Here is a 25377-nt window from a genome sequence, read left to right as displayed (position 1 = left end):
TGTGGATCGTGCAGTCGTTCGCTTTGGAGCGGGATAGCACCTACGACTCACTCACGCAACTACGCCAGCCCTCAGACGATGGCCGCAACGGTTTACTAGCAGTCAGACCGACTCACCCATCAACGTCCAAATCATCTGGGATGTTCGGCTCATTGGTGCATGCCAGCTCATCCCGCAGCGTGCGAGCCAGTTTGACGGCCAGCTGCCGGTGGAACGCCTTCGAGACCCTCGGGGGATCCGGAGCGCTGACCCTGGCTTCGAGAAGCACTTGTTCCTGCCCACTTGCGCCCTTGATGGCACAACGGAAAACGAGGTCGACGTCCCCGCCCACACCGGAGGGGTCAGCAACGTAGACATCTGCGGTTGCGCGTTGCCAGCGTTCGGCGTTGGCCTGCACGGACTTCAGGGAATTTGCTGCCCAGGTCGCCATCGCAGTAAATCGGCCATTGCCCGAGATTCCGCAGATCTCGTATTCCTTGAATCCCCTGAGTTTGTCATAAGGGTCGATCGCTTCCTGCGTCAGACTCTTCTTGAGCTGGTCAACAGAAATAGGACTGTTGGAGAACCTGAGATCGTCGGAATCAAGGATAGCCCGCATAGACTCCACGTTCTTGGCTCCGAACAGCGCGTTACAGGCCTTCCACTGCGTCGGGTACTTTTCGCTTAGAGGCTGCCCATCCGAGCAACCTGTCGACAATGCTAGCATCGCCATAGCTCCACACCAGGAAATCCGGGTCAAGGATTTCACGATGCCACCTTCTCATTGTTAGAGATAACTGTCTTCCCAGCCAAGTAGGACTGTTCGATCTCATTGATGAGATCGGTGGCCTCCTTGTTGCTCATGCCGGTAGCTTGGGCAAATTGAAGAATAGGCTGAGTGGCTGCCCGCTCGCCGATCTTCTCCACGTCCTGCACGGCTTGAAGCGCCTGAGGGTCGTTCGTGTACTCGTGGTCCTTCAGGTACTCCAACGTGTGGTTGCCATATGCGGTACTGACAGCGGATCCGGCGGACTCCATGACCAACGGAACCGCGGTGGCGGCCACGACGCCTGCTGCCGGGCCTAGCAGTATCGCGGCACCGGCCGTCGCTGCCACCGTGGCTCCTCCGCTGACGAGCGACTTGCGCCATTCTCCGTTCTGCTCTTGCAGCATCTGCTGAGCCTCTTCCGGATCCTTGAATTCCTCGCGAATCCCATGAGATCGCGATTCATCGAGAATTCCATGCACTTTCGCAGCATTTTGGGCAAACGCAATGCCACGATCCTCGTCGGTCTCAAACGCCACGAGGCCACTCGCCATAAAGAGCTGCTGAGCTGAGGTCAGTGACTTATATCCGTCCTCGTCGCCGGCCACCAGCATCATGAAGTTCCGCGCTTTCTGCTCGTCGAAGGACGTTCGCGTCGATCCGTCGCTGCTGTTCTCGAAGAGCGCGTCTCGTCCCAGCGCGTCGCCTGAGCCACCGAAATCCATGATTGAATAGTTGAGGTCGTCGATGTACGACGCGCCCATCTTCGCCAGACTGTCCTTCATTACCTCAGGTGGCGGTCCTTCCTCGGAGGCGACGTTGTAGCGGTTGATGACCTGCTTCATAATCTCGGCCGTATCGCTGTCCCGATGTAGCTCCGGTGGGTCCGCGTCCCAAGCGTCGCCTGTGACCGCAGCCTCCAACGCGTGCCCGAGGGCGTCAGGGCCCATTGCCCGTGCATGCTGCGCTTCGTCACTTCCGGGGTGTACGAGGCTGTCAGGAGCCCACTCAAAGTCCTTGCCGTTCAGAACGTCGAAGTAGTCATAACCGAGTGTGCCGTCCTTGTCGACCGTGCCGTCCTTCTTGAACACGGTCGGCTCGTCGGTGAAGAACCTTTTTGCGGCCTCCGGACTATGCCCGAGCCCTTCCAGTACGCTCGTGAGCGGGTCATAGCCCGCGCCGTTCTTTCCTGACGGGTTGTACCCCCAGTCGAGGTCGGCCCCTCCCGTCACCGGCTTGTTGTTCATGAAGAAGTCGGGATCTTTGCGGTGCAGTTGAACAACGTGCTCCGCGATGGGGTTAATGAACTCTGCATCGTAGTTCCCGTATCGCAGTAGCCCCCCGAGGATTTGGTATCCATAGGGCGAGTTCGGGGCTCCCGGATAGATCTCAATTGGCCGAGTTCCCAGCTTTCTGAATTCTTCTCCCCAACTCGCCGAAAGGCGCGGATCATTGTCCGGGTCGGTCGCTGTGGCGAGTGCGTTGCCCATGTTGCGCTGAAGCTGTCTGGTCAGGGCCAACCGCTCCTTATTGTCACTGCCCTGCGTACCTTCGAGAGCCATACGACCATAGAAGTCCAAAGTCTCCTCGGGCCCCCCAAGAGACTTGTAGAAGGCCGTGCTGAAGTTTGCGTCCTTCGCGTTCCACTTCATGATGGAATTCAATTCGGTGAACTGCTTGTCAGTCATCTTCGGACCAAGCTTCGCCAGCTCCGCCGCCCGCTCAGACTGAGCGTCGTCTAGGGATTTGTACGAGCTGTGCCCGGCGTTGTGCGGATCGCTGCCGTGACTCTTGCGGAGTGCGCGGGCCACCGACGCATCGATCTCTGTGGCGTGGGCGATGAGCCGGTTAATGCGACTCTCCAACTCCTGCTTGGCATCGAGTTGGTCCTGGGTGCGCTCGTCGGTGTCGCCCCGGATGTGCTGGAAGTAGCAGCGAACCTTACCGTCGCCGATGTCCTCGACCCGGACCCCGAGGGTCGGGGCATCAGCCTGGACCGCGGTTTTGATCTGCCTTTGAAGGGAGGCAAGTTCTGCGTGGGCGTCGTTCAGGACCTGATAGATGCTGTTCGCCTCGGCGTGGAGGTCTGCAATCTCCTTCGTCGTCTTGGTGACGAAGCCCCGTGTCACTGTGGCGTTCGCACCAGCCCACCGGGCCTTTTCCGACTTGGCCTTCATTCCCCTGCGCGCGCTCTGCGCTGCGGTCTTGAGCTTGTCGACGGCACTCTTCCAGTCTGAGACGGCGGTGGCCAGCTTGCCCAGGTCCACCTCAACCAGATCCATGTACTTGACGGCCACCGGACTGCTCCTACTTGAAGTATTTGCTGAGCTCTGACACTGACTCAGCCAAACCGTCTCGGCTGCGCAGTACAGCCGCAATCTTGGCGTCGTCCTCGGCGTGCAGCTTCTTGCTGTAATCGAGGTGATTGGAGATGTGCGCGCACGCCTGGAGCACCGCCTTGGACTGGGATGTCCAGACATCGACCGTCAGCTCCAGAGCGCTGCCCATCGCGAAACCATGCGCCTTCAGGGAGGCGGCGGCCTGCATCGTCGATCCGGTCCCATCCTTGTTCATGCCCGCGCCGGCGATGTCCGTCCCGGTGCGAAGGTCCTCGTAGAGGGTGAACGCGTCATGGCCGACGGCGCCGAGGTCATCCTGGTTGACCACCAGATCACCAGCAACACGACTCCCGCCTCCTCCGCCACCATCCGCAGCGAGCTGGTTGAGTTGCATGCCTGTCGATCCACTCTCAGCCACGTCGGCCTTGAGCTGCTCCCACTCGTCCCAGGCCATTCCCTCGCACCCTCCCTTGATTTGCGCTGACGCGTCAGTCCCGATAGCGACTGATCGCGGAGTCTTCTTACACCTGCCTCAACTTACCAACCGATTCGACGACTTAAGCAGTCGAACGTCAACCCGCATCACTGCTTCACACTTATACAGAGCCGCACGACACCGCGCTGAACGCAACAAGTGAGCTTCTCTCCTCTCGCCATGAAGAAATGGGGCTGATCAATGCAATACAGGGTGGGCACCTCCCGTGCGTGCCCACCCTGACTTTGCAGACTGTGCGCTACTACTGGAAGTAGCTGGCGCCCTTCAGGTCGCCACCTCGGTAGTCACCGCCGGCGGTGTGGACCCGCTGTGAGATGTTGACCAGCGCCTGGTGGATGCCCCGCGCGTGTGTGTCCCACTGCTTGGACTTCTTCTGGAACTCCTCGTACGCCTCGCCGCCCCAGCCCGAGGACACGTTGAGCACGGCCTGCTTCAGGGCCTCGAGGTCCTCCTCGAGCTTCTTTGCCTGATTGCCGAGCTCGGTGGCGAGCGCATCCATGGTGCCGTAGGTGACGGCGAGTTCGTCGTAGTGGGCTCCGGACATGTTTCCCTCGTTTCTGTGCAGATTTCAGCCGGGCTGCGCAGCCCGGACCACGGTGCGGCTCGCTGCCGCCGATGGCTCGTCAGTAGCCTCAGTAGCTGTTGAGCGCCGAAGTCTTGCCACCGAGATCGTCCACCGAGATCTGCTTGAGGTCGGCTTCGATCTGGTCTTCGAGGTTGCGCTTGTCGGTCTTGTTCAGGTTGATGCCCTCGAGGAAGTCGTCGAGCATCTTGCCGATCGCGACCATGTGCTGGTTGATCTCCGTCTGCTTCGTGTTGAACGCCTGGGCGCCCTGTCCCCTCCAGGCCTTCTCGATCATGTCGATCGTGCCCTGCAGCTTCGCGAGCGATCCCCTGATGTTGTCGTACCGATCGACGACCTCGGTCTGAAGCCTCTGTACGTCGCCTTCATTAAGCTTGCGGTCGACCATTTCGGCACTCCCCTTCGTAAGAGCTCTGGTTCGTTTCCTAGCGCGTCATCGCGCCGGAGAGGTCGTGTGTGACCGGTTGACCCGCGTGAGTCGTCATGCCTTTCGCCGCGAGCGGATCACCGCGAAGGCGCCGCCCCCGATCACCAGGGCCGCCCCTGCGGCTCCAAGAGCGACCCACGTCGTGGTGTTGTCGGACGACTCCGAGGTCGATCCTGCCGCCGAAGTCTGGCCGCCAGAAGGGTTCTTGGGGGCCTGTGACGAGGTTGATGCGGGAGCGGAGGGTGAGGCGGTGACGCCCGTGACGCCGGTTCCGTTTTCGAAGCTGAGGGGGTCGGTGGCGGCCGACCCCGGGTTGATGTCGCTGTTCTCCAGCACCTTGCGGGGGCGGACTGCGCCGTAACCGAGGTAGTTGCTCCGCTCGCCCTTCGCCCAGGTGCGGCCAGCCGTATCGATCATGGTGCGCAGGACCTGGTTGGCCGTCCAGTTGGGGTGGGCGGACCAGATGAGGGCAGCGGAGGCCGAGGCGATGGCAGTTGCCAGACTTGTTCCATCTCCGTCGTTGCAATACGAGCGGAACGTTGCGTCGCACCAATAGGGCACGTTGAGGCCTGGCGCCGCCAAATCGACATAGTTTCCGTGCTCCGAGAACTTACCGACTTTCCCCTTCGCATCCGCGGCAGCTACCCCGACGACATAAGGATATGCGGCCGGATAGCCGATAAAGTTTTTGGATTCAGCGTCATTTCCAGTGCCTGCGAACATCAACTTCCCCTTGGACTGGGCGTACTTGACGGCCTCTTCCTCGTCTGGGTCCATGATGTCTCCGGCGAATGACATGCTGATGATCTGGGCATCACTATCGGCGGCAGCCCTGATCGCATCCTCGACCGATGGCGTTTTCCTTTTGTCGGTGGCGTTCTTAACACCCTTGACGAGCACCCGATAAGGGACAATTTTCGCGCCGGGTGCTAGGCCCTTCAAGCCGCCGCCTGCGCCGGTCCCGGCAATCAACTCCGCCATGCTGGTTCCGTGGCCATCGTAATCCGAGGTGGCGTTATACGAGACCGCTGCAGGCACCACGTCTCCTAGCACCTGACCCTTGAGGGAAGACGTGTGTGGATTTACGCCAGTGTCCAAAACAGCAACCTTGACACCCTTGCCAGTGCTGATCTTCCACATCGCGTCAGCGTTCATTGCGTCCAAGTACCACTGCTTCGACTGAACGTCTGCGGCGACCGCACTCGGAGCCAGCCCCGAAGACATGATTGCGAAAACACCGAGTGCCGCAAACGCGGTGGACACCCGTCTTCCGGCACGTCCTGCGAAGAACGCCGTCAATTCGCCACGTGGGCCGGTCCCTGTCATGCCTCTGTAGGTCCTCGCTCTGATCAGTCAGTCACTGGTGGCGTGTTGCGTCGCGGGGTCTCCGGTTGAGGGTCACCCTCACGATCCCTGCGGTTCGTGTTTCGTCGGTTTCCTGTGCGGCCGTGCGGCACGCCTGCACCGCCACCGGCCGGTCCACCGCTTCTCCCTGTTGGGGTTTGTCCTTTGGGCGTGCCGACGACGCCGTCGGGATTGCCCGCGGAGGCACGGGCAGTCCGGCCCGGACGAGCGCCAGGGGTAGAGTTCGGCGCTCCGATCACTCCGCGCTGCCCGATCTGCCCGGCGGGCGCACGAGAGCCGGTGTTGCCGCCGGCGCCGACGACCGTACCGCGCGGGACCTTGGAACTGGTCGCCCCTTGAGGACCCGTGGCGGGTCTTCCGCCGACAACTCCATTACCGCGCGCAGCACCTGTTGAACTCGCACTGCTCGCGCGGTCGCTCGCCGGTCCTCCGACAGTGCGTGGCATTCCGCCAGAGACGCCTCGCCCCATGGGGGAAGCGCTGCCACCGCGAGCACCTGACTGCCCCGTGGTGGTGGCACGCCCCATCGGGCCTGTGGTGCCGCGACCGCCGACGGTGCCGCTCGGAGTGCCTGTACGGCCCTGAGCCGAGATCGGGGCCCTGTTGCCGTTGGCTCCGCTGAAGCCTGAGGTGCGGCCGACCGGCCCACTGGGGGCGGGAGGAACTGTGCCGTAGGGAAAGGGAGGGACTGTCCCTCCGCTTCCGCCAATGGGACCAGTCATCGTCGGCGCCACACTGGTCGTCGGCCTTGCGGTTTCCTGAGGCGACAGAGTGCCAACGCTGTCGATCTTAGTACCGACGTCCCCATCAGAGGTGATAGGCAAGTCATCTACCGGCTTGAGCGGCGCGGTAGTGCCTCCTGAAGGTGAGTGGCTCGACACCGTACTCGACGCGTCCTGTCCGGCCACTACTGACTCACGAACACTCCCGAGTCCACCGTTGCCTTGCACTTCATCGCCCATGATGATGGGGGTTTCGTAACCTGGCTGCGGCTTAGGCACCCCCACATCCGGCATAGGCTCGAACGTAGGCGGCTCCTGCGCCGCCATGATCTCTTCCGACACCGCGTAGAAGGACGCCAGTCGGTTCATCTGGTTGATCGCCTCTTGGCGGTCCTTCTCGGCCTTGACCGCAGCCGCATACTCCGCGTTGCTTTCGGTTTGCTTAGGCGTCGGAATGTCCGCGACCGCCTTGGGGTCCTCTCGGGTGTCGCGGGGCGGCATGGCGCTGCGGACGGAGGCGAGGCCCGTGGCCGCTGCCGTGATCTGGGTGCCGGCGGCGTCGGCGAAGGCGGCGAGTTTGCGGGCGTGGATGACGAGATTGGCGCCCCATTTGCGGAAGGCCTCGCCCGACTCGCCTTCCCAGTCGACCCGGGTGATGTGGCCTTCGAGTTCCTCGGCGGCGTCTTCGATGGCGGTCTGGGCGTTCAGCAGGGCAGTGCCCGCAAGTTCCAAGTCCTCTGGTTTTGCGGACTCGACCATGTCGATCATGGCGTTCAGGGCGTGACCCTCGAAGTTCGTCTTGCCGAAGACACGGGGGACCTTCCAGCCGAAGGGGAGGAATTGGGCCACCCCCGTCGCGCCGCTCACCATGTCGATGGCGCTGACCTGCGCCGTGGCCTGCTCCTTCTCCGCCTGGTGTGATTCCTGGGGCTTCTGCTTGTCGCTCACTAGTAGGTGACCGTCCGCTCGTCATTGCTCTTCGGCGCGGACGCGCCCTGCTTCGCAGCCTCCGCCGCTTCCCTCTCCCGCTTCGCTTCGTAGTGCTGGCGGCCGATTTCAGTCTTGATCTCCCAGAACCGCCGCCGCTCCTCCTCGTCGATGTTGCTGAAGTTTCCGCCCGCGCCCATGACGGCGATCTGCATCGCCTCGATCTGAAGGCCCAGGTTCTTGGAGAGCGCGGTGAGGCGTTCGTGGACGCGTTCGTACTGGCTGTGAAGGCCCTTGGCCTCGGCGAAGCCGCCTGAGCCGCTGAAAGAGACCTCGGAGAGGGCGTGCGCCGCGATCTTCTGGGGGCTGCCGGGTGAGCCCTCGAATGTGGAGAGCACGGCATCGACACGCTTCTTGAAGGTCCCCAGCGCCTCCAAGCCGACCTTGAATCCCTCCGCAGGCAGCATGCCTTCCCTCCCCGTTCCCCGTTTGTAAAGTCGTTGAGGTGCACAGGCGATCACTCGACCGGCACACTCGATCACCACTGTAGTCAACGTGTGAGACGCGACCAACTGAACTTCGTGGTATGCGAGTTACAAGATGGACGGGATCGGGCCGCCTCGCGAAGTCAGCAACCGCCCTCACGCGTCGTCACCGCGAAGTCATACGAAGGGACCGTCACCGTCCCCTGACCTCCCCCGATTCCCGGCGGCTCATAGTCCCCGTCCTTCGACCGGGTGCGTGTGACCTGCATGCAGAAGGCCGAGTCACCGCCGGTGACGGTGTAACGCGCCTCGGAGGGCGTGTTCGAGTCGGAGGGTGTCGCGTTCACGCCGTACTGCGGGGCGTCGCCGCCGCCGTGCTCGACGACTTCCTGCTCGATTTTTGTCGCGTATTCGTCGATCCAGCCGGTGTCGTCGTCCTCGGCATAGATGTCGCCGAAACCGGAACTGCCGTCCAAGGCGTCCGTGGCGCCCTGTACCGCAGTCGTCAACTCGGCGTCGTCCCAAGTCGTGTCGTCGGAGACTCCGAATCCCTGCACAGACAGGTAGATGCCGATGCCGGCCAGGGCGACGAACACGACGCGAGCGGCGACGAAGGAGGCATCGGAGAGTTCTTCGGCCGATGGGTTGACGCCGGTGCGCCACGCCCGGACACGGTCCGCCTTGACGCAGGCCATGGCCAGCAGCACGGCGGACAGGATGAGGCCGATGACATTCAGTTCGGTCAGCGCGTCCATGATCCGCTCTCCCCCCGTCGCTTCTGCCTGCGTCGCGCGTCCCGGAGCGCCACCGCCGTGCCGCCCATCCCCGCGACGAGGACCACCGAGCCCACGGCCACGTAGGTGGCGAGGCGGGCGTTGCGTTCCTCGGCGGTTTCACCGATCTGGAACTTGGCCGGGGTGGGGGCTTCGGGTTTGCCCAGGCCTGCCTGGGGGTCAGGGGACTCTATGGGGTGTTCGTCCTGCGTCAGAGCTCGTACGGGGTCGACCACTCCCCAGCCAACCAGACGGTCGTGGCCGACGGTGGTGCGCTCCGCGGTCTGTTCGATCTGGGCGACGATCTGCCGGGCCGTCCAGTCGCGGTGTTTCGCCTTGATCAGCGCCGCGAGGCCGGCGACGTACGGCGCCGAGAAGCTCGTACCGTTGTCGGAGCAGTGGCCGCCCTTGGGGACGGTGGAGATCATGTCGACACCGGGGGCCGCGACGCCGACGAACTCGCCGGACTGGGAGAAGGCGGCGCGCTCGTTGTTGCGATCCGAGGCGGCGACGGCGAGTACGCCCTCGTAGGAAGCCGGGTAGGTCTTCTTGACGTTGCCGCCGAGGCCGTCGTTGCCCGCCGAGGCCACGACCACGATCCCCTTGTTCAGGGCCTGGTCGATCGCCAGCTTCAGATGGGACGTCGACGTCATCGGCTTTGTGGTGTCCTGGGAGATGTTGATGACGTCGGCCCCGGCCTGGACGGCGTGGCGGATCGCATCGGTCAGGGTGCCGACGTCGCCGTTGCCCTCCGCGTCGTTCTGCTGGATCGGGATGATCGTCGCGTCGGGGGCCAGGCCCACGAACCCGGTGCCCTTTGCGGGGCGGGCCGCGATGATGCCGGCGACCTTGGTGCCGTGGCCGACGGTGTCCGTGGTGCCGTTCTCCTTGCCCCGCTCGATCGGGTTGCCGTCGTCGTCCTTGAGGTTCTTGGGCAGGAAGTTGCGGCCGCTCTTCGCGTCGACCGCGTCGGTGAGTTGGGGATTCGTCACGTCGACGCCGGTGTCGATCACCGCCACTCGCATGCCCTTGCCCGTGGACTGGCTCCACAGCTCGTCCAGGAGGACGCGCTGCAGGGACCAGGGGCGGCCCGGGTACTTGCCGTTGGGGAACTCGCACTGGTCCGAGTACGGCAGGTCGGCCGCCGTCGCCGGGGGCGCGAGGACGACAGGGGCGGTCGTGAGCAGGGTCGCCGCCGTCACCGCGGTCGCCCTGCGGACGAAGGAGGGCACGTGTGGCATGTCCGGACCCCTCAGGAACCCTGCGGCTGGCGTGCCGCCGTCGTCGACAGGCGTGGGCCGGTGGGCAGGAACTCCGACCAGGCGACGGGAATCGGCGCGGGGTCCACGTCCTTGTAGCCGAGCCGGGTCTGGGCCTGCTGGGCCTCCTGCTGGGCCTGCCGGCGGTCCTTGGCCGTCGTTCCGATGCCGGCGTCGTCCGCGCCGCTGTCGGCGTTGGACTGCAGGACGTAGCGCAGGCCGGTGTCGGTGACGAGGAAGACGGGGCCGGCCTTGGTCTCCCTGCCCTGGAACTGGCGGTAGAGCTGGCCGGAGCCGGGCGTGACGTAGGCGCTGGAGGAGCCGGTGGGGAGCTTGGCCGGGAAGTCCGTGCCGGCCCAGGTGCTCAGGGTCGTGGCGCCCGAGCCGGCGTCGACGCCGCGCAGGACGTTGCAGACGGTGCCGCGGCTTCCCGCGGTGCCGGAGGCATCGTTGACGGGCTGGGGGTCCTCGGTGGGCCAGCGGTGCTCGGTGCCGAACGGCTTGCCGGGGACGATCGCACCCGGGCTCATGTCCTTGGCTGCACCGGCCTGGCCGAGGGAGGCCAGGTCCTCGCTGAACAGCAGGAGTTGGGCGATGAAGGCCGAGACGGGGGCGATCCGGTTGGGCAACACCACGTAGTACTGGTCGCTGTTGAGGTCGGACGCCTTGAGGACCATGCCGACCTTGTTGGTCTTGTCGTCCAGTTGGCCTGGGGCGTCGGCCGCGACACCGATCTGATCGGGGATCTTCGGGAAGGAGATCGGGTCGCCGGTGTGCAGGGTTTCCAGCCACTCACGGGAGACCTTCTGCGGCTTGCGTCCGGAGCCGACGACGGCGCGCAGCAGCAGTTCGTTGCTCTTGTCGATGGGGTAAGAGCGTCCGCTCGCGTCCACTACGTAGTGGTTCCCGTCCGGGGCCACGACGTAGAGCAGTTGCCCGCCCGTCAGTTTCTCACCCTTGCCTTCGGTCGCCTTCACGTCGCGGGAAGCGAGGACCAGGGCCGCCTTCTGGATGGACTCGCCGCCCGCGCTGCGGCGTTCGCAGACCGCCCAGCGCTTCTCGCCGCCCGCCTCGGACGCCGAGGGGAGACGGTCGGGCGCGTACGGGATGCCGATGGTGGCTCCGTGGGGGATCTTGCCGTTGTCGAGGACGGATTCGGCGACGGTCACCACATCGCCCTGGCCTTCGTTGAGGAGCAGCTTCGCGGAGGCCATGTTGAGGACCGGGTGCAGCTGGACCTGTTTGCCGGTCTTCAGGACGACGTAGCGCGTGGTCGAGTCGCTGGCGACGATCACCTTGGCGTTGGGTTCGTCCCAGCCCTTGGGGGCGGTGGGCTTGAACATGCCCCAGGCCCCGAAGACGGCCATGACGACCACACCTACGATGGCCCCGGGGACGACCGCGCGCAGTGGACGAGGCGCCCCCTCCTCCGAACCGTCGGGCGACGACTGCAGGAAGGCCGCGAGCATGCGGCGCTTCGCGAAGGTGTAGGCATTGAGCTGGTCGCGCCGAGATGCCATCTCTGCTTGTCTCTCCCCGTGTTCACATGTGCCGCGCTCGCCTGATGTGTCATGGCCGACCGCCCCGGTGTCAGAGCGGCCCCCTACTATGCCTGGTATCCGCGGGGACTTGTGGAGCGGGTAGGGTGCCCGGGCCTTCACGGGCATGGTGCGGTGCTGAGACACCTGCGAGTCGTCAGCAGAACGGGGGGGATGGAGTGATGGCTTCCGGATCGCGCGCCCGGTCTCGTGACCGATCACGGGCACGGGGTGCATCGGTGTCCGGGCAGGGACCGGCACAGCGGCCGGCCTCGCCGGGCGCGCTCCAGTCCAGGGTGCGTTCGGGTCAGGTCGGGGCGTTCCGGTTGCAACGCCTTGTCCTGTTCGAGGTCGCGGTGGCCATTCTGCTCGTCGGATGGGTGATCGATCCCGTGGCCGTGGTGCCTGCGGCCGTCCTCGCCGGCTGTCTGGTGCTGCTTTCCTTCCTCCGTCGTCGCGGGCGTTCCCTGCCCGAGTGGTTGGCCACGGCCCAGGCGTTGCGTGCGAGGCAGCGGCGGGCCGCGAGTACGCCGATACCGGAGGGCACGGAGCCGGGGCTGGCGCCGGCCGTGGAGTGCGACCCGAGTCTGCGGACGTACACGTACAGCGGCCGCGACCGCCGACCCGTCGGAATCGTCGGGGACGGTACGTTCGTCACCGCGGTGCTGCATGTCGAGGCCGATGCCACCGCGCTGCGGGCCGAGCGGAACAAACAGCCGTTGCCGCTCTCTCTGGTGCGCGACGCCTTGGATGTGGACGGTATCCGGCTGGAGTCGGCGCAGGTCGTGCTCCACACCCAGCCCGCGCCGGCGATCCATCTGCCCCGGCAGTCCGTGGCAGTCGCCAACTACGCCCCCCTGCAGGAGCAGACGGGTGCGCCGGCCGTACGCATCACGTGGATCGCGTTGAAACTCGATCCGGAACTGTGCGCGGAAGCGGTGGCCGCGCGCGGGGGCGGCTTGGTCGGAGCGCAGAAGTGTGTCGTGCGTGCCGCCGATCATCTCGCGAGCCGACTCACCGGATCCGGATTCCGGGCGACCCTCCTCGACGAGGAGCAGCTGACCTCCGCCATCGCCACGTCGGCCTGTGCCAACCCGCTGGTGACGGCGGAGGCCGGGCGGACGGACACGCGGGAGCGGCGGACCGAGGAGTCGGGCCGGAACTGGCGCTGCGACAACCGCAGACACACCACATATTGGATCAATCGGTGGCCCGCCCTGGGTGGGGAGAGGGCGCCGTCGCTGCCGCAGCTCGTCGCTCTGGTGACGGCCGTCCCCACCCTCGCCACCACCTTCAGCCTCACGCTCAGGCGGGGGGAGCGGAAGGAGGTGTCCGTCTGCGGGCACCTGCGGGTGACCGGGCGCAGCGACGACGAACTCGTCGCCGCCCGGCGCGCGGTGCAGGCTGCGGCCCGGCACACAGGCATGGGGCTCTCCCGACTCGACCGGGAACAGGTGCCCGGCATGCTCGCCACTCTGCCCCTCGGAGGTGCCCGGTGACGGCGACGACCCCGCGCGTGGGACAGGCGGCGGCCACCGGACGGGGCGAGCCGCAGTCCTCTGCCCCCGAGCGGGCGCGTGAACTACTGCGCCGCGGCTTCGGATTGATCGGCCCGAGACACCCTCGGCACTCCGTGACCGTCGACCAACTGGACACCCTGGCCCTTCCCGTCGCCGACGACGGCGTCGTCATCGGCGTGGACGCGGAGAACCGGCCCGCCGTACTCGGGCTCAATCGGCCGCTGCCGTACGACGTCGTGCTCATCGGCGGGCTGTGGACCGTGCAGGTCATCGCGCTCAGGGCGGCGGCAACAGGGACGCGGGTCGCCGTGGAGACGGCGCGGGCGCAGGTCTGGATGCCGATGGTGCACGCCATGGGGGGCGGTCAGAACGGGATGGCCGTGTACGACGTCGGGCGGGTGCCGCCGCTGGGTGCCTCGGCCGGTACGCCGGTGCTGGTGGTGCGGGACTGCGGGATGCGGCCACCTCGCGGTCGCGTGGTCTCCGGGCCCTGGCAGTCGGTGCTGACCCTGTTGCCCTACGTCAGCCCGGTCGCTCCGCGGCTCGTGCGGCAGGCGCGGCTGGTCGGGATTCAGAGGGTGTCGCCCGACGAGGCCACGGAACTGGGCCGCACGATGGCGCTCACCCGGGCCGAAACGGACTCCCTGCCGGGGCTCTCCGACGGCCTCACCCTGTGGTGTACCGACCGCGATCGGCAATACGTGATGACACAGCCCACGGACGCGGAGACCGGGTTGTTGGGTACGCCACGTCGGATGGACTGACGGGCCTGGCAGCGAAACCGTTCACAGCACCCGGTTTGTCGACTGTTGCGTCGGCAATTGCGTCGCATTTGCCTGGTTTTCGTGGTCCAGCGTGCCTGTGGAGGGGCAGACGGGCCTGCCGGGCCGCGGCGTGTGGTGATTAGGCTGGGACAGGGATCGACGTCGTACCGCGTGGAGCAGGCGTCGGCGTCCCAGGGGCAAGCGGGGGAGCCTGTGGAGCGGACGACCTCGGACGACCTCTGACACGCCGCAACCGACTTCGCACGACGTCGGACGACAAGCAAGGGTCGCCCCAGCACGGCATGAGGGTGCTCGACCACACCAGGAGGAACACTGTGAGCAGCGATCGGGACGGGAACCGCGGGGGCTGGGCGACACCCGGCGATGACCAGCCCGACGCGGAGTCCGCAGCAGAGATGACGGGCGAGTTCACCATCGACTACGCGCCGCCCGCCTGGTACACGCAGAACGCCTCGGGGAGTTCGTCCTCGGGGCAGGGGACGTCCGAGGACTCCAATGCTTCGGGGGCTGCCGGAGGGCCCGGGGGTTCCGGGGCGCCCGGAGGCTCCGGAATGCCGAAGGGGCCGGTGCCGCCGCTGCCCGGGCTGACTCCGCCGCCGCATGCCAATCCGTCCGGTGGAGCCTCGGCCTTCCCGGCGCAGAGTCCCGCTCAGGGACCGGCCTCGGCGTCGCAGCCTGCTCCGGCGCCCGGTGTGCCCTTCACGCCGCCCGCGCCGCCGCCCGCTCCGGGTGCTCCGTTCACGCCCCCGCCGCCCGCGCCGGGTGCGCCCTTCACTCCGCCGGCCGCCGGAGGGCCGACCGGTTTGCCCAGGTTGCCGATGGGGAGCGGTTTCGAGCCGCAGGCGTCGCAGCAGGCGCAGCCCGAGGCGCCCCAGGCGGGTCCGGCCTCTCCCACGGCTGTGCCGAACATTCCCGTGGGTGGGTATCAGGCGCAGTGGACGCCGCCGACTCCGCCGGAGACGGCCCCAGCTGCTCCTGCTCCCGAGGCGGCCCCGGCTGCTCCGGAGGTGGCTCCTGCCGCTCCGCACGCTCCCGAGGCTCCGGCCACTCCTCCTGCCACTCCTCCCTCCGCCTCCGGGACTCACGAGGCTCCGGCTGTGGCTGCCGGTGCGGCAGAGCCGTCGGCCGGTGATCTGGAGAGCGGCGCCACCATGCGCTTCTCCGCCGTCGCCCTGAAGCGGGAGATCGAGGAGCGGGCCGCCGCGGAGGCGGTTTCCACGCCCGACGTGCCCGGTACTCCCGACGCCGGCGACAGCTTCGACGCCCCCGGGGTGCCGGCTGTCGAGGACAAGGGTGACATCGAGGCGGACGAGGCCGCCGACGAGGCCGGCAGCGCTGTCCGCGCGGATGACACGGAGGACCACGGCCCTGACGCGGAGGCCGACGACGCCTCTGACGGGGTTTCGGCCTCCGACGGGGTCTCGGAGTACGCGCTGGACGCGGACGCCTTCGCAGACGTGCCGTCGGCCGAGGAGGCCGAGCCGGAGGAGACGCGGCCGGAGGGCGAAGACGTGGCGCCCGTGGTTGTCGAGCCGCCTGCCCTGGCAGCCGACGACAGGGAGTCCGAAGACGCCGCCAGCCAGGACGGGGCGCCCGCCGACGACGCCCGTACGGAAGAAGCCGAAGACAAGGACGCCGAGGCGGAGAACACCGCGCTCGAGGACGCCCCGTCGGAGGCCGCCGAACCCGAGGACGTCCGGCCCGAGCCCGAGGATGCGGTGCTGGCCGGCGCCGAACCCCCACGCGAGGACGCAGCCGCTGCTCCTGAGGAGCCCTCCGACGCGGCCACCGCCGACCTCGCGTCCTCGGAGGGCGAGCCGGAGGACGCCGTACCACCGCAGACCACGCCGTCCGACTCGGTTCCCCCGCTCCCGCAGGGTGTACCGCCGCTGCCGCCGTCGTACCAGCCGGCGGCCCCGGCGCCCGCGCACCAGTGGCCCGTGCAGCCCCAGCCGGAGGCTCGGCCGTCCGATGCGCAGGTGCCGGCGCAGGGTCAGCCGCCGGTGCCGCCGCAGCCGTCGGTACCCGCCCAGCAGCCGCCGTTCCAGCCCCAGGCGCCGCAGCCCGCGCCTGCCGCGTGGAACCAGCAGCCCGCATCGACTCCTCCGAACCAGCCGCCCGCCCAGCCCGCACCGCAGCCCGGCGGCTACGGCTTCCCGCACCACCCCGGAGCACAGCCCTCGTCCGCGCCGAACGCCCAGGGCGGCTACGGCTTCCCCTACCCCGGCGCCCCGGCCCCGGCCGCACAGCCCCCGGCCCAGCAGCCGGACGGCCCGCACGCGCCCCCCGCGCAGGGCGGCTACGGCTTCCCGCAGCAGGGCGCACCCGCCCCGGCAGCCCAGCAGCCCCCGGCCGCGCAGCCCGTCACACCGCCCGCCCCCGCGCCGGCCGCGCAGGCCGGTTACGGCTTCCCGCAGCCGGGCGCCCCCGCCCCACAGGCCGGCTACGGATTCCCCCACCCGGGTACCCCTGATGCCCCGGGCGGCTACGGCTTCCCCCAGCCGGGCGCCCAGCAGCCCCAGCCCCACCCCGGCGTGCCCCCGCAGGCCCAGCCCCAGCCCCAGCCCGAGGCCCAGCCCCCGCACGCCGGGCAGCCTGGGCAGCCCGGGCAGCAGCCAGGTCACCCCGGCCAGCCCCAGCAGCCCGTCGACCCCCGTACCGGTGCCGCCTGGCCGCAGCCCATGCAGCACGACCAGCGGCAGCCCACCAACCCCGGGGCCGCGCCGCTCGGTTACACCGCTGCCGTGGAGCTGTCGTCCGACCGGCTGCTCAACAGCAAGAAGCAGAAGGCGAAGAGCAGCCGTCCGGCGGCCGGTGGCGGACGGTTCAAGATCGGCGGCAAGAAGGAGGAGGCCGAGCGGCAGCGCAAGCTCGACCTGATCCGTACGCCCGTGCTGTCCTGCTACCGGATCGCCGTGATCAGCCTCAAGGGCGGTGTCGGCAAGACGACCACGACCACCGCGCTGGGCTCGACGCTCGCCACCGAGCGGCAGGACAAGATCCTCGCGATCGACGCCAACCCGGACGCGGGCACGCTCGGGCGCCGGGTGCGGCGGGAGACCGGGGCGACCATCCGTGACCTCGTCCAGGCGATTCCGTACCTCAACTCGTACATGGACATCCGGCGGTTCACGTCCCAGGCCTCGTCCGGTCTGGAGATCATCGCCAACGACGTCGACCCGGCGGTCTCCACGACCTTCAACGACGAGGACTACCGGCGCGCGATCGACGTGCTGGGCAAGCAGTACCCGGTGATCCTCACCGACTCCGGCACCGGTCTGCTGTACAGCGCCATGCGCGGTGTGCTGGACCTCGCCGACCAGCTCATCATCATCTCGACGCCGTCCGTGGACGGGGCGAGCAGTGCGAGCACGACGCTGGACTGGCTGTCCGCGCACGGGTACGCCGACCTCGTCTCGCGGTCCATCACGGTCATCTCCGGGGTCCGCGAGACCGGCAAGATGATCAAGGTCGATGACATCGTGACGCACTTCGAGACGCGCTGCCGTGGCGTCATCGTCGTGCCGTTCGACGAGCATCTCTCCGCCGGTGCCGAGGTCGACCTCGACATGATGCGGCCGAAGGTGCGGGAGGCGTACTTCAACCTCGCGGCCATGGTCGCAGAGGACTTCGTCCGTCATCAGCAGGCGCACGGTCTGTGGACCTCGGACGGCAACCCGCCGCCGGTCGCGGCCCCGCCGATGCCCGGCCAGGCGGCCATGCCCGGCCAGCCGTACGCCCAGCCGGAACAGCCTGCCTATCCCGGTCAGCAGCCGGCTCCCGGCCAGCCGGGCCCGTATCCGCAGCAGCCCCAGCAGCCGCAGCCCGGCCAGCCGTACGCCCAGCCGGGTCAGCCGTACCCGCAGCCCGGCGAGCCCTACGCCCAGCCGGGTCAGCCCCCGGCCCAGCCCGGCCAGCCGTACCCGCAGGCCGCGGCCCAGCCGCCCTATCCGCAGCCCTGGCAGCCGGGACAGCCGGAGCAGCCCGCTCAGCACGCCGGGCAGCCGGCGGCCCACCCCGGACCGCCGTACCCGCAGCCCGGACAGCCCCCGGCCGCTCCCCCGCAGCCGGGCTACGGCTACCCCCAGCCCGGCCAGCCGGGTCAGCCCGGCCACCCGGCCCAGCCCGACGGGCAGACCCCGCCGCCCCCGCCTCCGACGCAGTAATCACCTCACCCGATCGGCCCCTTCTCAGGGGCCGATCCCCGCCCGGCCCGCGCCGTTCCGACTCGGCGCGGGCCTCGGCGCGTTCAGGGGCGAAATTCCGTTGCCAGGCCCTGGCCAGGGGCGCGTCAGTGGTCTCCACCAATGGGTGCGAAAAGCTCGCCAATTCGTTATTTCCGCAGGCCACAAGGGGTGAACGCGCCGTTGACGGGTGGAGACGGCCGCTGGTACACACACATCACGCATCTGACAGCTGATCAACCCGTCCTTCCCGTCCGAGCGATGACGCGAGGTCCGACCATGGGCACGAACGATCAGAAACGCAGCCTCCCGCACGGCCTCCGGCTCGTCGCCCTGGCCGGGGCCGCCGCGCTCACCCTCACCGCCGGTCTCGCGACCCCGCTCGACCCGGCTCCCCAGCAGGCCCGGGCGGCCGACGACGGCAAGAAGGTGCTGACCGTCGCCGTGGCGCAGAGCGTGGACTCGCTCAGCCCGTTCCTGGCGGTCCGGCTGCTCAGCACGAGCATTCACCGGCTCATGTACGAGTACCTGACCAACTACGACCCCAAGGACAACCACGCCATCCCGGGCCTGGCCACCAAGTGGGAGCCGTCGCCGGACAAGCTGACGTGGACGTACACGATCCGCGCCAACTCCACATGGTCGGACGGCGAGCAGGCCACCGCCGAGGACGCGGCGTGGACCTTCAACAAGATGATGACCGACACCGGCGCGGCCACGGCGAACGGCAGCTACGTCGGGAACTTCCGGAAGGTGACGGCACCGAGCCCCACGAAGCTGGTCATCGAGCTGAAGAAACCGCAGGCCACGATGGCCGCGCTGGACGTGCCGATCGTGCCGAAGCACGTGTGGGAGAAGGTCTCGGACTTCTCCGAGTTCAACAACGACAAGAGCTTCCCCGTCGTGGGGAACGGGCCGTTCGTGCTCAGCGGCTACAAGGCCGACAGCTATGTCCGGCTCAAGGCCAACAAGGACTTCTGGCGCGGGTCGCCGAAGTTCGACGAGCTGGTCTTCCGCTACTACAAGGACCAGGACGCGGCCGTGTCGGCGCTGCGCAAGGGCGAGGTGTCCTTCGTCGCCGGGTCCCCCTCCCTGACACCCGCTCAGGCGGAGTCGTTGAAGGGCGCGGACGACATCCAGGTGAACGACGCCCCCGGCCGCCGCTTCTACGCCCTCGCCACCAACCCCGGAGCGAAGGCGAAGAACGGCAAGAAGTTCGGCGACGGCCACCCCTCCCTGCTGGACCAGCGGGTGCGCAACGCGCTGTTCCGCGCCGTGGACCGCGAGGCCATCATCGACAAGGTGTTCCGGGGCCACGCCGTCGAGGGTGAGGGCTACATCCCGCCGCGCTTCCAGGACTATTTCTGGAAGCCCTCCGCGGACCGGGAACTGGCATACGACCCGGCCGAGGCCGCCCGGCTGCTCGACCAGGCGGGGTACAAGAAGAACGGCGACGGCAAACGCGTCGGCAAGGACGGCAAGCCGATCACCTACCGCGTGCTGTGTCACGCCACCGACCCCAACGACAAGGCGGTCGGCAAGTACCTCCAGGAGTGGTGGGGCAAGCTCGGCATCGGCGTGCAGCTGAACTGCCTGGACAACGTGACCGACCCGTGGCTGGCCGGCAAGTACGACCTGGCGTTCGACGGCTGGTCGGTCAATCCCGACCCCGACTTCGTGCTGTCCATCCACACCTGCGGCGCGCTCCCGGCAACCCCGAAGGACACGGGTGCGACGGACAACTTCATCTGCGACAAGAAGTACGACGAGCTCTACGCCCGGCAGCTCACCGAGTACGACCCCGCCAAACGGGCGGACATCGTCAAGCAGATGGAGTCGCGGCTGTACGACCTCGGGTACATGAACGTCATGGCGTATCCGAACGCGGTCGAGGCCTTCCGGACGGACCAGATCAAGTCGATCACGACCATGCCGGCGAAGGCGGGCAACATCTACGGCCAGGACGGCTACTGGAGCTGGTGGTCGGCGGTGCCCGCGGACTCCGGATCCTCCGACAACGCGTCGTCGACGGGGGTCGTGGTCGGGATCGTCGCGGCTGTCGTGATCCTGGGCGGGCTCGGCGCCTTCGCGGCGATGCGGCGGCGGGCCACCGCCGAGGAACGCGAGTAGGGCGGCGAGCGGGTACTCATGACCGCTGACGCGACCCCCGCGCTGGTCGAGGACAAGCAGAGGGCGGCCGGGCCGCGGGTACGCAAGAGCTCCGCGTACCCGCGGTATCTGGCGGGCAAGGTGGCCGGTGCCGCCGTCTCGCTGCTGGCCGTGCTCGTGACCAGCTTCTTCCTCTTCCGGCTGATCCCCGGCGACCCGGTGAAGACCATGACGGGCGGCCGTCAGGTGTCGGCGGAGCAGCTGGCCGCCTACCGCGAGGAGTTCGGGCTCGACCTGCCCCTGTGGCGGCAGTTCACGGACTACTGCGGCAAGGCGCTCACGGGCGACTTCGGGACGTCCTACCAGTTCCGCGCCCCCGTGGTCGACAAGATCACCGAGGCGCTGCCGAACACCCTGCTGCTCACCGGGACCGCGTTCGTCCTCTACACGGCGCTGGGCATCTTCCTCGGCACCCGGTCGGCCTGGCGGCACGGCAAGCTCGGCGACCGTCTCAACACGGGCCTCGCGCTGACGCTGTACTCCATCCCGTCCTTCTGGCTCGGGCTGCTGCTGATCATCGTGCTGTCGGTGGGCATCGGCCCGCTGCCCGGCATGTTCCCGACCGGTGGCATGGAGTCGGGCGGCGAGGAGGGCTTCGCGTACGTCCTGGACGTGGCGCATCATCTGGTGCTTCCGGTGGTGACGCTGGTGGCCGTGGAGTACGGGCAGACCCTGCTGGTCACACGGTCGGCGCTGCTGGACGAGATGGGCAGCGACTATCTGACGACCGCGCGGGCCAAGGGGCTGCGCGACGACCTCGTACGTCGTCGGCACGCCGTGCCGAACGCGCTGCTGCCGACCGTGACGCTGATCTTCATCAACCTCGGCCGGACGGTGGCGGGCGTGATCCTCGTGGAGACGGTGTTCTCCTGGCCCGGCCTCGGCGGGCTGTTCTACCAGGCGCTGAGCGTGCCCGACCTGCCGCTCGTGCAGGGGTTGTTCTTCGTGTTCGCCGCCGCGGTGATCCTGATGAACACCCTCGCCGACCTGGTCTATCCGCTGCTGGACCCCCGGGTGGCCCGATGACGACGACCGAGACGGCCCCCGGCCCGCGCGCCCTGGCCCGGCAGCGCCGCCGGGCGTCCGTCGCCCGCTTCTGGCGGCAGTACCGCTCCGAACGGGCGGGGCTGTACGGCCTGACGGTGCTCGCGCTGTGCGCGCTGCTGGCGCTGTTCGCACCGCTGTTCGTCGGCTCCGACGTGAGCAGCGTGACCGGCGCTCCGGGGCGCCCGATGCAGAGTCCGAGCGCCGAGTTCCCGCTCGGCACCGATCAGTTCGGGCGTGACCTGCTGGGCCTGGTGATCTGGGGTTCGCGGGTGTCGCTGCTGGTCGGGCTGCTCGCCGCCGTGCTGTCGGTGGCGATCGGCACCCTGATCGGGGTGACGGCGGGGCACTTCAAGGGCTGGTACGCGACGGTGATGATGCGGATCACCGACTGGTTCCTGGTCATGCCGACGCTGGTGCTCGCGATCGCCCTGGCGACCGTGATGTCCCGCTCGCTGACCACGACCGTCGTGGCGATCGGCGTCACCACCTGGCCGACCACGGCCCGGCTGGTGCGCGCCCAGACCCTCGCGGTGGAGACCCGGCCGTACATCGAGCGGGCGCAGGCGCTCGGCGGCGGCCACTGGCACGTCATGTCCCGGCACGTCCTGCCGAACGTGATGCCGCTGGTGCTGGCCCAGACGACCCTGATCATCTCCTCGGCCATCCTCGCGGAGGCGACGCTCGCCTTCCTCGGCCTGGGCGACCCCACGGTCGTGTCGTGGGGCGGGCTGCTCCAGGACGCGCGCGAGGCGGGCGCGGTCAGTGCCGGGGACTGGTGGTACCTGGTGCCGCCGGGCATCGCCATCGCCGTGGTGGCTTTGGCGTTCACGCTGTGCGGCCGGGCCGTGGAGGCCGTCCTCAACCCCAGGCTGGGGGTGTCGCGTTGAGTCTGCTCGACGTCAGGAACCTGACCGTGACGTACGCGGGCGGGGCGGCCGCCGTGCGCGGGGTGGACCTGCGCCTGGATGCGGGCCAGAAGCTCGGTCTCGCCGGGGAGTCCGGCTGCGGCAAGTCCACGCTGGCGCTGGCCCTGCTGCGGCTGCTGCCGGCCGGGGCGCGGATCACCGGGGAGGTGCTCCTCGACGGTGAGGACGTGCTGACCATGAAGTGGGGCCGGGTCCGGGCGGTCCGCTGGGCCGGGGCGTCCATCGTCTTCCAGGGCGCGATGCACTCCCTCAACGCCGTGCACCGCGTCGGCGACCAGATCGCCGAGCCGATCCTGCTGCACCGGAAGGCCACGGCGGCCGGGGCGAAGAAGAAGACCGGGGAACTGCTGGAGCAGGTCGGTCTGCCGGCCGCCCGCGCCGACGCCTACCCGCATGAGCTGTCCGGGGGCCAGCGCCAGCGCGTCATGATCGCCATGGCCCTGGCCTGCGATCCGCGGCTCGTCATCGCGGACGAGCCGACGACCGCGCTCGACGTGATGATCCAGGCCCAGATCCTCCGGCTCATCGAGCAGCTGGTCGCGGACCAGGACCTCGGCCTGGTCATGATCAGCCACGACCTCGCCGTCCTCGCCGACACCTGCGACCGGCTCGCGGTGATGTACGCGGGCCGGGTGGTCGAGGAGGGCCCGGCCCGGCTGGTGTACGAGGACGCGCGGCACCCCTACGCCAGGGCTCTGTCGGCCGCGTTCCCGCGCATCGGCGACCCGGCGTCCCGGTTCGCCCCGCGGGGGCTGGCGGGCGACCCGCCGGACCCGGCGGCGCTGCCGTCGGGCTGCACGTTCCATCCGCGCTGCCCGGTGGCGCTGGAGTCGTGCCCCGAGGAGGACCCGGTGCTGCGGGCCGCGGGGCCGGAGCGGCGGGCCGCGTGTGTGCTGGTCGGACCACCGGGAGCCGGAGCGGAAGCCGCCGACGAACCGGCGGCGACCGAGCCCGCGGCCCCTGAGAGCGGATCGGCCGACGAACCTGCGACCCCCGCGAACGGCCAGGCCGACGAACCGGAGACCCTTGAGGAAGCGAGGCCCGGCACGCCATGACCCTCTCCCCCACGGCCCCCGAGGTCACCACGGCGCCCCTGCTCAGCGCCCAGGGCCTCCGCGTCACCTTCCCCGGCCGGCACGGCGGCCCCCGGGCCCGCGCGGTGGACGGCGTCGACCTCGACATCCGCCGAGGCGAGATCGTCGCCCTGGTCGGCGAGTCCGGCTGCGGCAAGACGACCCTGGCCCGCAGCCTGCTCGGGCTGGTCGAGCCGACGGCGGGCCGGGTCACCTTCGACGGCCGCCCGCTGGACTACTCCGGCCGGTCCCTGAAGGCCTACCGCAAACGCGTCCAGCTGGTCCTCCAGGACCCGAGCGGCTCGCTCAACCCCCGCCACACGGTGTACGACGCGGTCGCCGAGGGCCTGCGCATCCACCGCTACGGCGGCGACGAACGCACTGCGGTCGCCGATGCCCTGTCCCGGGCCGGCCTGCGCCCCCCGGAGCGTTTCTTCCTGCGCTACCCGCACGAACTGTCCGGCGGGCAGCGCCAGCGGGTCGTCATCGCGGGCGCGCTCGTCCTGGAACCCGAACTCCTCGTCGCCGACGAGCCGGTGGCGTCCCTCGACGCCTCGGTACGCGGCGAGATCCTCGCCCTGCTGCTGCGCCTGCGCACCGAACTGGGCCTGTCCGCGCTGGTCGTCACGCACGACCTGGGCCTGGCGTGGAACATCGCCGACCGGGTCGCCGTGATGTACCTGGGCCGGATCGTGGAGACGGGGGCGGTGGAGCAGGTCCTCACGGCACCGCGTCATCCGTACACGCAGGCCCTGCTGTCCGTGCTCCCGGAGGCTCCCGGCGCCCCGGTGATCCTCACGGGCGAGCCCCCCGACCCGTCGCGCGTGCCGTCCGGCTGCCGCTTCCACGCCCGCTGCCAGATCCTGGCCAGTGGAGAGGCGGACCGGGCGGGCGTGTCGGACGCGTGCAGGGGCCTGGACTTGCCGGTGCTGAGCGGCGGCGGAGAATCACAGGTGGCCTGTCACTGGGCAGCTGCGTACGCGCCCCAAAGGGGCGCGGGGAACTGCGCGACAAGCCCCCACCCACCCGCAGACGGCCCACAAGGAGACTAGGCAGCCCCCTCGGCCGCTACCAACTCCGCGCACTTCTCCACGTCCTGCCCCATCTGAACCAGCAGCGCGTCCAGGGTGTCGAACTTCGCCTGCCCCCGCACGAACGCCAAGAAGTCGACCGCGACGTGCAACCCGTACAGATCGAGCCCCACCCGGTCGATGGCGTACGCCTCCACCGTGCGCTCGGTCCCCTCGAACTGTGGGTTCGTCCCCACGGAGATCGCCGCCGGCATCGCCTCCCCCTGGGCGTGCAGCCAGCCGGCGTACACACCGTCGGCCGGGATGGCCGTGTGCGGCAGCGTCTCGACGTTGGCGGTGGGGAAGCCCAGTTCGCGACCGCGCTGGGCGCCCCGGACGACGACGCCCTCGACCCGGTGCGGGCGGCCCAGGATCTCCGCCGCGCCCTCGACGTCGCCCTCGGCGACCAGCCGCCGCGTCAGCGTGGAGGAGAACGGCTCGCCGCCGCCCGCCTCACCCGTCACGTACAGGTCGACGACCTCGACCTCGAAGTCGTAGGTCTTGCCCTGCGTGGACAGGAACTCCACGTTCCCGGCGGCCTTGTGGCCGAAGCGGAAGTTGGGGCCCTCGACGACCGCCTTGGCGTGCAGCTTGTCGACGAGGACCTTGACGACGAAGTCGGCCGGGGACAGCTTCGAGAACTCGGTCGTGAAGGGGAGGATGAGCACCGCGTCCACGCCGAGGCCGGCCATGAGTTCGGCGCGGCGGTGGTGCGGGGCGAGCAGCGGAGGGTGGCTGCCCGGGCGGACGACCTCGCTGGGGTGCGGGTCGAAGGTGACGACCACGGCGGGCACGCCCAGCTCCCGGGCGCGGTCCACGGCATGCCGGATGATCAGCTGGTGCCCGCGGTGCACTCCGTCGTAGGAGCCGATGGTGACGACGCTGCGTCCCCAGTCCTGGGGGATGTCCTCCAAGCCACGCCAGCGCTGCACTGTGCCTGCTCC

The 25377-nt window shown here is 68.6% G+C and carries 20 protein-coding genes; 8 read left to right on the top strand and 12 right to left on the bottom strand.

The window, feature by feature from the left end:
• Positions 1 to 112: 112 nt before the first annotated feature.
• The 11 genes from QOL88_RS29030 to eccB form a co-directional block, all read right to left on the bottom strand.
• Positions 113 to 748 (bottom strand): hypothetical protein, encoded by a 636-nt coding sequence (locus QOL88_RS29030; RefSeq protein WP_143668900.1) that lies wholly within the window; start codon positions 746 to 748, stop codon positions 113 to 115.
• Positions 745 to 3042, bottom strand: a complete 2298-nt coding sequence (locus QOL88_RS29025; RefSeq protein ID WP_097221218.1) for a hypothetical protein — start codon at positions 3040 to 3042, stop codon at positions 745 to 747. Before QOL88_RS29025 ends, QOL88_RS29030 begins: the two co-directional genes overlap by 4 nt.
• 10 nt (positions 3043 to 3052) lie before the next feature.
• Positions 3053 to 3538: a hypothetical protein gene (locus QOL88_RS29020; RefSeq protein WP_097221216.1), complete on the bottom strand. Its 486-nt coding sequence runs from the start codon at positions 3536 to 3538 to the stop codon at positions 3053 to 3055.
• 283 nt (positions 3539 to 3821) lie between these two features.
• Complete coding sequence (locus QOL88_RS29015; RefSeq protein WP_097221215.1) at positions 3822 to 4124, bottom strand: WXG100 family type VII secretion target; 303 nt, start codon at positions 4122 to 4124, stop codon at positions 3822 to 3824.
• Positions 4125 to 4212: 88 nt separating this feature from the next.
• The gene (locus tag QOL88_RS29010; protein ID WP_097221214.1) at positions 4213 to 4551 is read right to left on the bottom strand and encodes a WXG100 family type VII secretion target; all 339 of its coding nucleotides are present in this window, start codon (positions 4549 to 4551) and stop codon (positions 4213 to 4215) included.
• 93 nt (positions 4552 to 4644) lie between these two features.
• Positions 4645 to 5814 carry a S8 family serine peptidase gene (locus QOL88_RS29005; protein WP_283445929.1) on the bottom strand — a complete coding sequence of 390 codons (1170 nt, stop codon included), beginning with the start codon at positions 5812 to 5814 and terminating at the stop codon, positions 4645 to 4647.
• Between the two features lie 125 nt (positions 5815 to 5939).
• Positions 5940 to 7625, bottom strand: a complete 1686-nt coding sequence (locus QOL88_RS29000) for a WXG100 family type VII secretion target (RefSeq protein WP_179878991.1) — start codon at positions 7623 to 7625, stop codon at positions 5940 to 5942.
• Positions 7625 to 8071 (bottom strand): DUF2563 family protein, encoded by a 447-nt coding sequence (locus QOL88_RS28995; protein WP_179878990.1) that lies wholly within the window; start codon positions 8069 to 8071, stop codon positions 7625 to 7627. Before QOL88_RS28995 ends, QOL88_RS29000 begins: the two co-directional genes overlap by 1 nt.
• A gap of 161 nt (positions 8072 to 8232) precedes the next feature.
• On the bottom strand, positions 8233 to 8844 hold the full coding sequence (locus QOL88_RS28990; RefSeq protein ID WP_179878989.1) for a hypothetical protein: 612 nt from the start codon (positions 8842 to 8844) through the stop codon (positions 8233 to 8235).
• Positions 8832 to 10103: a type VII secretion-associated serine protease mycosin gene (gene mycP / locus QOL88_RS28985; RefSeq protein ID WP_097221211.1), complete on the bottom strand. Its 1272-nt coding sequence runs from the start codon at positions 10101 to 10103 to the stop codon at positions 8832 to 8834. Before mycP ends, QOL88_RS28990 begins: the two co-directional genes overlap by 13 nt.
• Before the next feature lie 11 nt (positions 10104 to 10114).
• A complete protein-coding gene (gene eccB / locus QOL88_RS28980; protein WP_097221210.1) occupies positions 10115 to 11641 on the bottom strand; it encodes a type VII secretion protein EccB in 1527 nt (508 codons plus the stop codon).
• A gap of 200 nt (positions 11642 to 11841) precedes the next feature.
• On the opposite strand from eccB, the gene eccE reads away from it, so the two are divergent.
• From eccE to QOL88_RS28940, 8 genes are all read left to right on the top strand, one after another.
• A complete protein-coding gene (gene eccE, locus QOL88_RS28975; protein ID WP_097221208.1) occupies positions 11842 to 13158 on the top strand; it encodes a type VII secretion protein EccE in 1317 nt (438 codons plus the stop codon).
• Positions 13155 to 13943: a hypothetical protein gene (locus tag QOL88_RS28970; protein ID WP_373559314.1), complete on the top strand. Its 789-nt coding sequence runs from the start codon at positions 13155 to 13157 to the stop codon at positions 13941 to 13943. Before eccE ends, QOL88_RS28970 begins: the two co-directional genes overlap by 4 nt.
• Before the next feature lie 302 nt (positions 13944 to 14245).
• Positions 14246 to 18130: an SCO5717 family growth-regulating ATPase gene (locus tag QOL88_RS28965; RefSeq protein WP_373559313.1), complete on the top strand. Its 3885-nt coding sequence runs from the start codon at positions 14246 to 14248 to the stop codon at positions 18128 to 18130.
• Positions 18131 to 18427: 297 nt separating this feature from the next.
• The gene (locus QOL88_RS28960; protein WP_097221205.1) at positions 18428 to 20278 is read left to right on the top strand and encodes an ABC transporter substrate-binding protein; all 1851 of its coding nucleotides are present in this window, start codon (positions 18428 to 18430) and stop codon (positions 20276 to 20278) included.
• Positions 20279 to 20296: 18 nt separating this feature from the next.
• A complete protein-coding gene (locus QOL88_RS28955; RefSeq protein ID WP_097221203.1) occupies positions 20297 to 21343 on the top strand; it encodes an ABC transporter permease in 1047 nt (348 codons plus the stop codon).
• Complete coding sequence (locus QOL88_RS28950; RefSeq protein WP_097221201.1) at positions 21340 to 22251, top strand: ABC transporter permease; 912 nt, start codon at positions 21340 to 21342, stop codon at positions 22249 to 22251. The genes QOL88_RS28955 and QOL88_RS28950 overlap by 4 nt, the downstream gene beginning before the upstream one ends.
• On the top strand, positions 22248 to 23345 hold the full coding sequence (locus QOL88_RS28945; protein WP_097221198.1) for an ABC transporter ATP-binding protein: 1098 nt from the start codon (positions 22248 to 22250) through the stop codon (positions 23343 to 23345). The genes QOL88_RS28950 and QOL88_RS28945 overlap by 4 nt, the downstream gene beginning before the upstream one ends.
• Positions 23342 to 24415, top strand: coding sequence for an ABC transporter ATP-binding protein (locus QOL88_RS28940; protein WP_097221196.1), 1074 nt, complete (start codon positions 23342 to 23344; stop codon positions 24413 to 24415). The genes QOL88_RS28945 and QOL88_RS28940 overlap by 4 nt, the downstream gene beginning before the upstream one ends.
• Here QOL88_RS28940 and QOL88_RS28935 read toward each other — a convergent pair.
• Positions 24412 to 25365, bottom strand: coding sequence for a bifunctional riboflavin kinase/FAD synthetase (locus QOL88_RS28935; RefSeq protein WP_097221195.1), 954 nt, complete (start codon positions 25363 to 25365; stop codon positions 24412 to 24414). The genes QOL88_RS28940 and QOL88_RS28935 overlap by 4 nt on opposite strands.
• Positions 25366 to 25377 lie beyond the last annotated feature (12 nt).

The organism is Streptomyces sp. Ag82_O1-12, from assembly GCF_900182715.1.
In the GTDB taxonomy this organism is placed as follows: domain Bacteria; phylum Actinomycetota; class Actinomycetes; order Streptomycetales; family Streptomycetaceae; genus Streptomyces; species Streptomyces massasporeus.
The sequence above is the reverse complement of the archived record's forward strand: the minus strand, read 5'-3'. Positions and strand labels throughout refer to the sequence as shown.

Coding starts and splice junctions, on each gene's coding strand:
- QOL88_RS29020 (WP_097221216.1), bottom strand. CDS start 3,538: ATGGCCTGGGACGAGTGGGAGCAGCTCAAGGCCGACGTGGCTGAGAGT.
- QOL88_RS29015 (WP_097221215.1), bottom strand. CDS start 4,124: ATGTCCGGAGCCCACTACGACGAACTCGCCGTCACCTACGGCACCATG.
- QOL88_RS29010 (WP_097221214.1), bottom strand. CDS start 4,551: ATGGTCGACCGCAAGCTTAATGAAGGCGACGTACAGAGGCTTCAGACC.
- QOL88_RS29005 (WP_283445929.1), bottom strand. CDS start 5,814: ATGTCTTCGGGGCTGGCTCCGAGTGCGGTCGCCGCAGACGTTCAGTCG.
- QOL88_RS28995 (WP_179878990.1), bottom strand. CDS start 8,071: ATGCTGCCTGCGGAGGGATTCAAGGTCGGCTTGGAGGCGCTGGGGACC.
- QOL88_RS28990 (WP_179878989.1), bottom strand. CDS start 8,844: ATGGACGCGCTGACCGAACTGAATGTCATCGGCCTCATCCTGTCCGCC.
- mycP (WP_097221211.1), bottom strand. CDS start 10,103: ATGCCACACGTGCCCTCCTTCGTCCGCAGGGCGACCGCGGTGACGGCG.
- eccB (WP_097221210.1), bottom strand. CDS start 11,641: ATGGCATCTCGGCGCGACCAGCTCAATGCCTACACCTTCGCGAAGCGC.
- eccE (WP_097221208.1), top strand. CDS start 11,842: ATGGCTTCCGGATCGCGCGCCCGGTCTCGTGACCGATCACGGGCACGG.
- QOL88_RS28965 (WP_373559313.1), top strand. CDS start 14,246: ATGAGGGTGCTCGACCACACCAGGAGGAACACTGTGAGCAGCGATCGG.
- QOL88_RS28960 (WP_097221205.1), top strand. CDS start 18,428: ATGGGCACGAACGATCAGAAACGCAGCCTCCCGCACGGCCTCCGGCTC.
- QOL88_RS28955 (WP_097221203.1), top strand. CDS start 20,297: ATGACCGCTGACGCGACCCCCGCGCTGGTCGAGGACAAGCAGAGGGCG.
- QOL88_RS28950 (WP_097221201.1), top strand. CDS start 21,340: ATGACGACGACCGAGACGGCCCCCGGCCCGCGCGCCCTGGCCCGGCAG.
- QOL88_RS28940 (WP_097221196.1), top strand. CDS start 23,342: ATGACCCTCTCCCCCACGGCCCCCGAGGTCACCACGGCGCCCCTGCTC.